General features: G+C 70.7%; 6 protein-coding genes. 3 read left to right on the top strand and 3 right to left on the bottom strand.

Annotation, left to right across the window (positions count from 1 at the left end):
- Positions 1-978: 978 nt before the first annotated feature.
- On the top strand, positions 979-2,145 hold the full coding sequence (locus ABD481_RS33405) for a hypothetical protein (RefSeq protein WP_344669819.1): 1,167 nt from the start codon (positions 979-981) through the stop codon (positions 2,143-2,145).
- A 105-nt stretch (positions 2,146-2,250) separates the two neighbouring features.
- Positions 2,251-3,567, top strand: coding sequence for an HNH endonuclease signature motif containing protein (locus ABD481_RS33400; RefSeq protein ID WP_344669818.1), 1,317 nt, complete (start codon positions 2,251-2,253; stop codon positions 3,565-3,567).
- 23 nt (positions 3,568-3,590) lie between these two features.
- On the opposite strand, the gene ABD481_RS33395 is transcribed toward ABD481_RS33400, so the two are convergent.
- Entirely contained in the window at positions 3,591-6,311 is a 2,721-nt protein-coding gene (locus ABD481_RS33395; RefSeq protein ID WP_344669817.1) for an EsaB/YukD family protein, read from the bottom strand.
- A gap of 43 nt (positions 6,312-6,354) precedes the next feature.
- Here ABD481_RS33395 and eccCa point away from each other — a divergent pair, with 43 nt between their 5' ends.
- A complete protein-coding gene (eccCa, locus tag ABD481_RS33390) occupies positions 6,355-10,800 on the top strand; it encodes a type VII secretion protein EccCa (RefSeq protein ID WP_344669816.1) in 4,446 nt (1,481 codons plus the stop codon).
- Here the strand turns inward: eccCa and ABD481_RS33385 are convergent.
- Positions 10,710-11,681, bottom strand: a complete 972-nt coding sequence (locus ABD481_RS33385; protein WP_344669815.1) for an HAAS signaling domain-containing protein — start codon at positions 11,679-11,681, stop codon at positions 10,710-10,712. The genes eccCa and ABD481_RS33385 overlap by 91 nt on opposite strands.
- A complete protein-coding gene (locus ABD481_RS33380; RefSeq protein ID WP_344669814.1) occupies positions 11,678-12,034 on the bottom strand; it encodes a PadR family transcriptional regulator in 357 nt (118 codons plus the stop codon). The genes ABD481_RS33385 and ABD481_RS33380 overlap by 4 nt, the downstream gene beginning before the upstream one ends.
- Positions 12,035-12,059: the final 25 nt, after the last annotated feature.

Raw genomic sequence — 12,059 nt, 5'->3', positions numbered from 1 at the left:
GGGGGGGGGGGGCGGGCCGGGGGATGGGGGGGGGTGGTGGCTTGGTGGGATTGGTTAGTGTTGTTGGTGGGGGGTTGGTGTGGTGGAGGCGGTGGAGGCGGAGAGGAGATGGAGGGGTGGTGGGCTGATGAGGCGATATGTGGGTGTGGAGGGTGGGGGACATGTTGGGGTGAGGTGCTGATTTGTGGGGGCAGCTGCGGTGTGGGAGTGCGGGGCATGGAGGTTGAAAGTGGGGGCGCGAAGTCATGGTCGAGGTCGAGCGTGGGTTCGATGGCGGCGTCGTGGAGGTTGGATGGGTCGAGCGTGTGGGCGGGTTGGCTGGGCGGGATGTTTGTCGGGGATGTGTGCTGGGTGGTCGGTGCGGGAGTGGGAGTGGAAGGCGGCGTGGGGCGCAGTTGGTGGATGAGGAGGGTGAGGAGGGTGAGATAGGCGCGTGGGGCCGAGTGGACTGGCGGCGGGGTGGCTGAGTGGTGTCGAGGGGGCTGGCGGACGTGTGGGGGGCTGGCCGGAGTTCGTCCGCGCGCGCCGTGGCTTGGCGCGTGGCTGGCGGACGTGTGGGGGCTGGTCGCGCTGGGCTGGCGGGGGCTGTGAGGGGTAGCGGGGAGCGGGTCCGTGGGGTGGGGTCTGTCAGCTGATCTAGGTTGTGGTGGGGCTAAGGCGTGGTGCAGGGGGGTGTGGTTGTGCGGTGGGGGCTCGGGTGGGTGGTGGCGCTGGGGTGGCGCTAGGGATCGCTGTAGCTCTTTCTGGTGATTTTTTGTGGGGGTGGGGTGGAGGCGGTGCTGGGGCCTGCACATTTCTGTTCGGAGGGTCGGGGTGGGGACATCACGGTTGGGGCAAGTTCCGGTGATCATGTCGGGTTGGGCGGTATTTGGGAGGGGTCACCTCGCCGGTTGGGGGTCGGGTGGCTGTTCTGGTCGTCGGGTTCAAGGGATATCGCTGATGCAATTTGTTCTGCTTTCTGGGCGTTCCGCTGGGCTTATGGGGCGGGTCGGGGCTGCTCTGGGGGTGGGGGCCGGGTTGGGGGCGAGTGCCGCCTTGGCGGTGAGCGCTGTGGGTGGCGTGGGTGGTGCCCTGGTGGCGGGGGTGTGCGCCGGTGTGGCGGTGGTGGGGGCGCGGGGTGGGGGCTGGATGGCTGCTTCGGTGGAGTCGGCGCCTGTGGTGGGGACTGGCGCGGGCGGTGGGGTGGGGTTCGGGGTGGCGGGGCCGGGTGGGCCGCGGCGGCGGGTGGGGCGGCGGGCGGTGGGGACGTTGATCGGTGTGGATGAGGATGTGCCGCGGGGTGCTGAGGAGGGCGTGCTGGAGGGGTTCGGGGCGGGGGCCTTTCAGGGGTGGGTGGGGCGGTCGGCCGATGTGGAGGTGGTGGCGGTCTCGGTGCCGGAGTTGGCGGCGGAGGGGCGGGCCGCGTTCTTGAAGGCGTTGGGGGACGCTGCGCGGCGGGGGGCTTCGGTGTGGGTCGCGTTGTTGTGTCCGGAGTCTGATGCGGCTTTGCGAATGGCGGATGCGTTGCGGGAGAGCCAGCCGGGGTTTTTGGCGGGGCTCGAGGAGGTGTTGTGGGTGCTGTATCGGTGGCAGCGTGAGGTGAACGCGGCCATGGGTGGGGAGCGGCCCACGCGGCCGGTGGAGATCGTGCTCTATTCGCAGCCGTTCGGGCGGCCGCCTCTGCCGGCGTTGGCGCCGCATTATGTGTTCGATGACACGCTGGTCACGGTGCCACTGCCCACGGATGTGGGTGAGGCGCGGGTGTATGCCCGGTATCCCGTCGATCATCGGTTCGCGCTCCCGTTCGGGATGTATCGGGAGCTGATTCGGACTCGTCATGTTCCGTTGGAGAAGCACATCCTGGACCGGGTCGTGGTGGGGATGGACGGCGGCCCTGATCTGGCCGGCGTCAAGTTCGTGCGCCACGACGGGGTCAAATATCTCGCTGTGCGGGACCGGGAGGCGGTCACCCGGCTGGGTGGGGCCGCGCGGGTCGAGGTCTTCCATGGGGTGGGCGAGCGAGTCGCCTATCGGCCCGTCGCGGTGGGCGGCGGGCGGGAAGCCGAGCTCGTCAAGGTCCTGGATTCGCTGGTGGCGGCGAAGTACGGGGGTGCGCCCCGGGATGAACGCTGCTTCTTCTATCGGCTGGAGGGCTACGAGCTCTGAATCAAAGGCCCTGATGTGAGTAGTTTGCCAGACTTTTGTCGGTTGCACCAGTTATAGTGGGTCATGTCAACAGGCGTGCGGGGAACACGTCGGAAGGACACGACCATGAGCGTCGACCCCCTGCGCCGTCTTGAAGACGCCACCGCGGACCTCGCCGCGCTCGATCCGCTCGCCTTCGATACCGATGGCTCGCTGGCCTTGGCTCGTGCTGCCGAGCAGGTCAGCCGGGCCGCGGAAGCCGTTCTGATCCGCTGCGTGCGGACCTGGCACGACCGGGGCGACCCGGTGCAGACGCCGGAGACCACGGAGGAGGAGCTGAAGTGGCGTGCGGCGGACGCCGCTCGCAAGGCCCTGATCGTCAATGTCGGCCGGACCCGGGGTGATGCCGGCCGGCTGATAGCCACGGCGAAGGCGCTGCGGAAGGATCCGGAGACCGAGGAGGTCCTGCGGCGCGGTGAGATCTCGGCGCCGCAGGCCAGGATGATCGCCGAGGCGCTGGCCGCGATGCTGCACCTGCCGGAACCGGTCGTCAGCGAGATACGGCAGGCGCTCATCGCGAAGGCGATGGCTGAGGGTGCTGAGAACCTGCGCCATCATGCGGAGGACGCCGCTCACCGCGCCGCGCCGATGACGGTGTTGGCCCGTTCGCGGGCGGCCGAGAACCGGCGTGGATTCCACATGACGCCGGTGCTGGACGGCTACCTGCCGGGCGGCTTCCTGCCCACGGTCGGCGGCGAGGCGTTGCTGACCGTTCTGGATTCGATGGCGACCCGTCAGACCGATGAGGACGCCCCTGGCTGGGAAGACGTCGCCAAGGCGCGGGCGGACGCTCTGGTGCGGATGGCCGAGGACCGGATCCGCTCAGGCGAGCTCCCCCAGCGGCACAACGGCCCCACGGCGATGACCATCGTCATGCGGGCCGACACGGCTCAGGGCCTGCCAGGGGCGCCCGCGGCGAAGACCGGGTACGGTCGGGCGATTCCGGCGGCCGAGGCCCACATGCTGCGGTGTGAGGCGGCCCTGAAGGCGGTTTTGGTGGACGGCCGTGGCGAGATCCTGTGGCAGGGACGCAAACGCCGGCTCGCCAGCCGGGCCCAGTACGAAGCGCTCGCAGTGCGCGACGGCGGCTGTTCCACGTCCGGCTGCGATCGGCCGCCGCACGAATGCGACGCCCACCACGACATCCCGTGGGCGGACGGCGGCCACACCGATGTCGACCAGATGCGCCTGTTGTGCCGCCGCCATCACCGCGAGCTGCACGACGAACTCTGGCAACGCCAGTTCAGCTGGCAGGAGGCCGAGGTCAAGGCGCACAACGAGGGCCGCCGGTTCCGGCAGCCCCGGCAGCCCTGGTACCGGGATACCCCAGCCTGGTATCCGGGTCCCAGTCCGTGGCAGCCCACGGAAGGGGACGCCGAATGAACGCGATCGTGCGCCGGTGGCGGTCAGCCCTTGAGGTCGCGTACATGGCCGTAAACCCCCAGCACCGCCATCAGCACCGGCAGAACGGCCAGGAAGACCCCGCTGTCGATCAGGTCGATCGTCCGGGACCAGCGCGGCGGCAGGATCGGCTCCGAGGTGCCCCGGCGTGGCCGGATCGAGGCCAGGCCGAGGGCCAGCAGCGCGATCACGACCAGCAGCGGAGCCAGCCACAGGGCCCGGAGGTCGGGTTCGGCGTTCGCGGCCATCACCGCGAAGGTCACCACCAGCCCGGCGAGGCCGCTGAGGGCCGCCGCGAACACTTGGGCGCGCTGCCGGAACAGGCGCGCCCGGCACAACATCACCCCGGAGACCAGGAACGCCAGCGCCTGCTCCCAGACTGTGTGCTCGCCCTGCGGGGCGGTCTGCATCGCGTGGATCGGCACGACCAGCAGCACGACGCAGAACACGAGCATCGTGCCGATGCCCGCTGTCAGGCCGGTCAGGGTATCCAGGGTGCGGGCCACGCGCAGGCCGACCGCGTAATTGTTGACCGGGGCGCCTTCGAATTCGCCGGGTTCGACACCCGAGGTGGGCGGCTCGACGACGAAGCGGGCCACGACCATGGCCGCGAACGGCAGCAGCTCGACCGCCAAGGCGCACACAGCGGCCGTGACCGCGATACCCGCGGCCGGGCTGGACTTGGTGAGCTGGAGCCCGACGCCGGCCAGTGCGGCGACCAGGCCGACCGTAGCGCCCGCGATGGGCACCGCGACCCGGCGACCCAGCCCGACGATCGCGGCGAGCGCCAGGATCAGCACCGCGATGGCGCCCGCGGTGAAGTGGGCGCGGCCCAGGCCATGACCGGCGGCCGCGTGGGCGGGGAGCACTCCGGCGCCGGCGATGAACGCGTAAGGGAGCGACGCCGCGGTCAGGACCGAAGCGGCGGTGTAGTCGCGCTGGTGGTGGGCGCCGGTGGCCCAGGCCATCGCCTCGGCGATGCTGGGCCAGGCGGCCAGGCTGCCGAGGCCGCCGGTCCGGACATTGGTCGCGGCGAGCGCAACCGTGCCGGCGCCGACGGCGCGAGGGCCCGATTCACGCCGACCAGAATGCTGGTCCGCGGCGAAGGAGGACAGGTCGAAGGTCCCGGCCGGAGCGGCGAAATCAGGGTTCGAGGGGTAGGCGCGACGGCTCCGGAAGAACAGGCGTCGGCCAGCATGTCCTGGACGAGGATAGGGATCGCGGCGCGGGTCGGCACCATAGCGGGGATCACGCGGATCTCGGGGGTCCCGGGGATCGCGACCGTAGCCGGGTGTGTAGTCCGGGTCACGAGGGTCATGGCCATAGCCGGAGCCGTAGCCGCCGAAGTCCCGATTCCTACCTGGATCGAAGCCGGAGTCACGCAGATCGCGAGAGCTTCGGGGATCGCGACCGTAGCCAGGTCGGCCGCCAAAGCCACGCCGTGGGTCGGGGCCGAACCCCGAGTCCCTGGGATCAGCACCGTAGCCAGAGCCAGGGCCGGGTCCGCCACCGGCGCCGCGCCGGAAGTCGGGGCCGGACCCCGGGCCGCGCGGGTCGGCACCGTATCCGGGACCGCCGCCAAAGCCGCGCCGCGAGTCAGGGCCATACCCTGTGCTGCGCAAGTCGTCACCGTGATCGGGCCAACCGCCGAAGCCACGCCGCGAGTCGGGGCCGAGCCTCGGGTCCCGGGGGTTGCCGTCACCGTAGTTGGGGTCACCGAAGCCACGCCGCAAGTCAGGACCGAATCCCGAACTCCGGGAGGCGTCTCCGTAGTCAGGCCCACTGCCGAAGCCGCCCCTAGAGTCCAGGTCGCGGTCACGGGGATCGTGGCCGTAGCCGAAGTCGCTGCCAAAACCGTGCCCCGAGGCAGGGTCAAAGTCTGGATCAAAAAAGTCGCGGCCGTACTCGGAGTCGTTGTCCCGGAAGTCCGGATCGTGATCCCACGAGCGATGTCGGCCCGGGTCCTCGCCGTAATGCGCCTCGTAGCCGCTCCACGAGTCGGAGTACGAGTGGTCGTCGTCGCCGTCGTAGCGCGCCTGGCTGCGCGTCGCGTTGTGGAGACGGGCGGCGGCCGTCGAACGACCGCCTCGTCCACCGGAAGCACGCCGGAGGTCGCGCGGCACAGCTTCCGGTCCCGCCGGGTCGCTGTATCCGTAGTAGCTCCCCCTCCCGACCGCGGTCGGGTCGTATCGCGCCCGCAGCACGCCGAGGGTGAACAGCAGCAGGGCGATGACTCCGGCGATCACGCCCTTCCAGCCGTGGAAGGTGCCGGTGCCGGAGAACCACAGCACGATCGCTCCGAGGCCGGCGGCGATGCCCACCACGGCGAGCGCCGTTGCCCGGAGGGCCGTTGCGCTCCATTGGCTGCTGCCCGCCAGAACGGCTTCCGCGACCGCGTCGGCGATGTCGTCGTGGACCGCCGCCTCGGGTACGTCGTCGGCCGGACGCAGACGCAGTATGCCGCCGTCGACGACGCCTTGGTCGGACAGGGCGGCGGCGGTGTCCAGGGCGGTGCCGTCGAAGCCGGTGAGGACGTAGCCGCTCAGTGCTGCCGGGCCGGTGGCCGGGCCCGGTGCGCCGACCAGGCGCAACAGCTCCGGCAGCAACTCGGCGAGCGGCACGTCCTCCGGGAGCGCCACATCGACGCGGCGGGTCGGCGCGACGACCGTGACCCGGCAGTGGCCGCCGGCCGCGCCGGGCCGAACGGCCCCAGAACCTGCTGTCATGCCGTTATGGTAGCCAGCCGGTCACTCCGAATACCCTTCACGAATGAGCACGACCCCTGTCAAACGCGCGCCGCGTCGTCCGGCCCCGGAAGCGTCGGCCGGCTCGGTGGTCCTCCAGCCGCCGCCGGAGCTGCCGCGCGGCGGTGGCGACGGGCATTGGGCCCTGAACCTGCTGCCGATGGTGGCCGGTCTGGGATCGGTGGTGTTCTTCTTCGTCCCTGGTGCCAATGCTTTGATAATGGTGATCGGAGGTCTCACCTTCGTCTCCAGCCTGGTGTTCGGCGCGGTGACGGCGCTCCGGCAGCGCAACGGCGGCAAGGGGAAGCTGGCCGACGCCCAGCGCGACTACTTGCGGCATCTGGCGCAGGCGCGTGCGGAGGTGGTGGCCGCGACCCAGGCGCAGAAGGCTGCGACGCGCTATGCCAACCCGGAGCCCGATGTGTTGTGGAGCCTGGTCGCGCTGCGCGAGCGGCTGTGGGAGCGGCGTCCGATCGACGCGGACTTCCTCGCGCTGCGGATCGGGCGCGGCCCGGCGCGGGCGGCAACCCGGCTGGTGCCGCCGGAGACGGCACCACTGCCGGAGGTCGAGCCGATGTGCGCGGACGCCCTGCGGCGCCTGCTCGCGGTGCACGGCACGCTGCCGGACCAGCCGGTGGCGATCGCGCTGCGCTCGGTGGCCCGGCTGTTTGTCGGGGGCGCGCCCGCCCCGGGGGTGGTCCGAGCGTTGCTGGCCCAGGCGGTCACCTTCCACTCCCCCGACGAGCTCCGGATCTGCGTCGTCGCCGACAGCGAGCGGATCCGGGATTGGGACTGGGCGAAATGGCTGCCGCACGTCCAACATCCGAGTGCCCAGGACGCCGCCGGACCGCAGCGCATGATCTACGACGATCCGGCGGACGCCGAGAGCGGGCTGGAGGCGCTGCTCGCCGAACGGCCGCGCTTCACCACCAGTGTCATGCTCATCGACCGCCCGCATCTGCTCGTGATTCTCGACGTCGCGGCGCCGGCGGCATCGGAAGCATTAGGCGCGTCGGACGTGTCGCGGGTGTCGCGGGTGTCGGGCGTGTCGGGTTCAGAGGACGACTCCGCCTCGTCCGGGTCGCCGTCCTCGACGTCGGCCTCCTCCTCGGCTCCGGCTCCGCCTTCCTTGCTGCAGTTGTCCGAGGACGGCCTCCTCGGCGTGACAGTGCTCGACATCGTGCCGGAACCCGAACCGCGCCTGAAGCGGCACCAGATGGCCTTGCGGATCGCCAAGAACCGGATGGCGACGCTGGACGTGCCGGACGTCCACGTCGGGCCGGACGAGCGCCCGTTCCCGATCCGCGTCGACCTGCTGACCACGGCCCAGGCCGAGGCTCTGGCTCGGCAGCTGGCCCCGCTGCGCCTGTCGGCCGGCGACGGGGACGAGCCGCTGCTGTCCGCCTTGGAGTTCACGGACCTGCTGGGCCTCGGCGACGCCGCCGAGGTGGATCCGCCGCGGCTGTGGCAGCGCACCGCCTCGGCCCCCAACGACCGGTTGCGGGTGCCGATCGGGGTGGGCGAGGACGGCCGGCCGGTGATACTGGACCTGAAGGAGGCGGCGCTCGGCGGCATGGGCCCGCACGGCTTGTGCATCGGCGCGACCGGCTCCGGCAAGTCCGAACTGCTGCGCAGCCTGGTGGCGGCGCTGGCGCTCACGCACTCCAGCGAGCAGGTGAACTTCATCCTCGCCGACTTCAAGGGCGGGGCGACGTTCGCGGGCTTGGCCGGCCTGCCCCACGTCGCGGCGGTGATCACCAACCTCGCCGACGACCTGACGCTGGTGGACCGGATGCGCGACGCGCTGACCGGGGAGCTGAACCGGCGGCAGGAGCAGCTCAAGCGCGCCGGCAACGTGAAGAACGTCCACGACTACGAGAAGGTCCGCGCCGCCAAGCCGGATCTGATCCCCCTGCCCTCGTTGCTCATCGTCGTCGACGAGTTCTCCGAAATGCTCGCGGCGCGTCCGGAGTTCATCGACACCTTCCTCCAGATCGGCCGGATCGGGCGCTCGCTCGGCGTGCATCTGCTGCTGGCGTCGCAGCGTTTGGAGGAAGGGCGACTGCGCGGGCTGGACACCTATCTGTCGTTCCGGTTGGGGCTGAAGACGTTCTCGGCCACGGAGTCGCGCTCCGTGCTCGGTGTGCCGGACGCGCACACCCTGCCGAACGTCCCCGGGTCCGGCTACCTGAAGTACGACAGCGAGACCATGACCCGGTTCAAGGCCGCGTACGTGTCAGGGCCCTACGGACATGCCAAGGCGCAGGCGACGCCGGCGGCGCGCAGCGTACAGCAGCCTCGTCCGGTGTGGTTCACGGCGCTGCACCAGGCGCCGGTGGTGACGCTCTACGGGCCGCCGCTCGAACCGGACCTCACGGACGCCACGTCCCTGGTCGTGCTGGACTCCGCCGAGGGATACCGGCAGACGTCGGCCTCCGTCCTGGACGTCATCGTGGACCGGCTGTCCGGCTTCGGACCGCCGGCGCACCGGGTGTGGCTGCCGCCGCTGGACGAGTCGCCGACCCTGGACTTCCTGCTGCCGGGCATCGCGGTCACCGAGGAACGTGGGCTTTCGGCGACCGGGTGGCCCGGGAGCGGGCGGCTGGCGGTGCCGGTCGGCATCGTCGACAAGCCCACCGACCAGCGCCAGGACCCGCAGGTGCTGGACCTGTCCGGGGCCGGTGGGCACGTGCTGGTGGCGGGTGGGCCGCGGGCCGGGAAGTCGACGGTGTTGCAGACGCTGATGTTCTCGCTCGCGCTCACCCACACGCCGCGCGAGATCCGGTTCCTGGTGATCGACCTCGGCGGCGGCTCGCTGGGGCCGTTGGCCGCGCTGCCGCACGTGTCGGCCGTCGCCGGGCGTTCGAACCCGGAGCTGGTGCGGCGGATCGTGGCGGAGACGGTCGGGACCCTGGACCGGCGGGAGGCGGCCGGGCTGGCGAAGGCGTCGTCCTATGACGAGAGCCACGTGTTCCTGGTCATCGACGGCTGGTCGGCGTTCCGGCACGACTTCGAGCCGCTGGAGCAGGACGTCGTCGACATCGCGCGGCGCGGGCTCGGGTTCGGGGTGCACCTGCTGGCGTCCACCGGCCGGTGGGCGGACGTCCGGGCGCAGCTGAAGGACGCTGTCATGACCCGGCTGGAGCTGCGGCTGGGCGACCCGATGGAGTCGGAGATGGACCGGCGCGCGGCGGCCGAGGTGCCGACCGGCATGCCGGGCCGGGGCATGACGCGGCAGAAGGCGCACAGCCTCGGCGGGATGACCGACGTGCCGCCGGAGGAGCTGGCGGCGGCGATCGCGAAGGCGTGGCCGGGGGCTCCGGTGCCGCGGGTCCGCATGCTGCCGTCGCGGGTCGACGCGGCCGAGCTGCGGTCGCGGGTGCCGCGGCAGCGCGGCGCCGCCGACGTGACGATCGGGGTCGAGGAGGCCGGGCTGAGCCTGGTGACCCTGGACTTCGCGCTGGAGCCGCACTTCCTGGTGTTCGGGGAGGCGGAGTCCGGGAAGTCGAACTTCCTGCGGCTGCTGATCGCGTCGCTGGTGGAGGCGGTGGACGAGGAGCGGCTGGCGGCGCGGTTCATGGTCGTCGACTATCGCCGAAGCCTGATGGGCGCGGTGCCGGAGCGGTACGGCGCCGGGTACGCCGTCGCGGGGCCGCCGGCGTTGACGATGATCACGCAGCTGGCCGAGGCGCTGCGGCAGCGGTTGCCGGGGCCGGATGTGACGGCGGAACAGTTGCGGACGCGGAGCTGGCGGACGGGCAAGGACGTGTTCGTGTTCGTGGACGACTACGACTTGGTGGCGTCGCCGACCACGAACCCGCTGACGCCACTGGTGGAGCTGCTGCCGTACGGCCGAGATGTGGGGCTGCACCTGGTCGTGGCCCGGCAGAGCGGCGGGGCTGGGCGGGCGATGTTCGACCCGGTGTTGCAGAAGATGCGGGATCTGAACGCGCCGGGGCTGTTGTTGTCGGGCGACCGGGAGGAGGGGCCGCTGCTCGGTGCGGCGCGGCCGAGTCGGCAGCCGGTGGGGCGGGGGCAGTTGGTGACGCGGCGGGGTGGGGCGGTGCTGGTGCAGACCGCTTTGTTGCCGGAGCCGCGGTGGGAGGTGGTGTTCGAGGATCAGGAGCCTGCGGCTGCTGAAGCGCCGGAATCGGGCCGAGAACGAAACCAAGATAATAGTAAAGAACAAGAACAAGAACAAGAACAAGAACAAGAACAAGAACAAGAACAAGAACAGAACCAAGACCACGTGCGAGGCCAAGACCAGGCGCAGGACCGGAAGCTGACGCAGGACCGAGAGCCAGGGCATAACCAAGAGCTAGAGCAGGACCAAGTCCAATTCCAACCGCAGGAGGCGGACGCTGCCGGCGCTGAAGCCCCTCATCGGGACGTGGAGTCCGACGAGGACGGTGGGACAGGGGACTTCATCGGGGCTACGTATCCGGAGGTCGGGCCGGGGCCGTCGATGTAGTCGGTGGTCAGGCTTCCGTGGTCGGGGTGGACGCGGCCGGAGCTGCTGCCGACGCTGACGAAGGCGGCGACGAGGCCGATGGCCATTATGGTTGCGATGCCGCCGATGAGGCTGAGGACGATGCGGGTGGTTGTGGAGGTGGGGGCGGTTGGGCGGGTGCCGGGGTGGTGTCTGGCTTGGCGGAAGAGGAAGGTGGCGGTGGCTGCGGGGGCTGCGGCTGCTAGGAGGAGTAGTGGTGCGCCGAGCCAGGTGGGGAGCGACCAGTTGACCGGGACGGTCAGGGCGTAGAGGAGGGTCGCGTAGCCGCCGGGGATAATGAGGGTGCCGGCCAGTTTGTCGCGGGTGGTCCAGCGGTCGGAGTTCCACAGCAGGAGGACGCCGGCTATCCAGCCGGCGCCGAAGAGGAGGCCGCCGGCTAGTAGGAGGAGTATCGCAAAGATCTCCTGGGTGCCGAGTGGGTACGGTGAGGTGAGCTCAGGACGCCCGAGCTCAGGACGGTCGACAGCAGGCTGGCCCACTTCCGACCGGCCCCACGCAGGCTGACCCGACGCAGACCGACCGAGCTCAGACCCAGCATCGCCAGCAACAGCGACATCACCAGCGCCATCTACATCTACAGCTACATCCGCGAGCGCCTCGGCCACGATCTCGCGCGGTTCGCCGAGCGCTCTGAGCATCGCGCGGACCTGGGCCGCCTCGTCGGCGGGAGCAGACCCGTCCCCGAACGCCTCGTCGGCCTCGCGCATCTCGGCGAGGGCCACCTCGATGTGGCTGCGGACGTCCTCCAGCAGCTCCGCGCGTGCGTTCCAGGGCAGGCGGGCTGCTTCGCGTTCCAGTTCGGCCAGGTAGGCGGCCGTCAGGTCGTCGTTGTCGGTGCTCATTCCTCCACGCTCCCGTTCGCAGAAAGGAAGTACTCCACGCCGTCTCGGAAACGGCGCCACTCGGTGCTGAACTCGGCGAGGGCCTTCTCGCCGGTGGGCGTGAGCTTGTAGTAGCGGCGGGGCGGGCCGGTGGGGGATTCGCGCCAGGCTGTCTCGACGAGGTGTTCCTTGCGCAGGCGGGACAGCAGAGGGTAGATCGTCCCTTCGCTGGTCACCAGGGCGTCGACGGCCGCGAGGTCGCGAAGGAGTTCGACGCCGTAGCGCTCGCCGTCGCGGAGCAGGGCCAGGACGCAGAATTCGAGGACGCCGCGACGGAGTTGGCTGACAGCCTTCGCGGCGCCACCAGGTTCCATGCGTTACAAGGTACCCGGCGCGGCA

The sequence above is a fragment of the Catenulispora yoronensis genome, assembly GCF_039531695.1.
GTDB lineage: Bacteria > Actinomycetota > Actinomycetes > Streptomycetales > Catenulisporaceae > Catenulispora > Catenulispora yoronensis.
The sequence above is the reverse complement of the archived record's forward strand: the minus strand, read 5'-3'. Positions and strand labels throughout refer to the sequence as shown.

Excerpts from the sequence above, each read along its gene's own strand:
- ABD481_RS33380 (WP_344669814.1), bottom strand. The coding sequence starts at position 12,034 with ATGGAACCTGGTGGCGCCGCGAAGGCTGTCAGCCAACTCCGTCGCGGC.
- ABD481_RS33385 (WP_344669815.1), bottom strand. The coding sequence starts at position 11,681 with ATGAGCACCGACAACGACGACCTGACGGCCGCCTACCTGGCCGAACTG.
- ABD481_RS33405 (WP_344669819.1), top strand. The coding sequence starts at position 979 with ATGGGGCGGGTCGGGGCTGCTCTGGGGGTGGGGGCCGGGTTGGGGGCG.
- ABD481_RS33400 (WP_344669818.1), top strand. The coding sequence starts at position 2,251 with ATGAGCGTCGACCCCCTGCGCCGTCTTGAAGACGCCACCGCGGACCTC.
- eccCa (WP_344669816.1), top strand. The coding sequence starts at position 6,355 with ATGAGCACGACCCCTGTCAAACGCGCGCCGCGTCGTCCGGCCCCGGAA.
- ABD481_RS33395 (WP_344669817.1), bottom strand. The coding sequence starts at position 6,311 with ATGACAGCAGGTTCTGGGGCCGTTCGGCCCGGCGCGGCCGGCGGCCAC.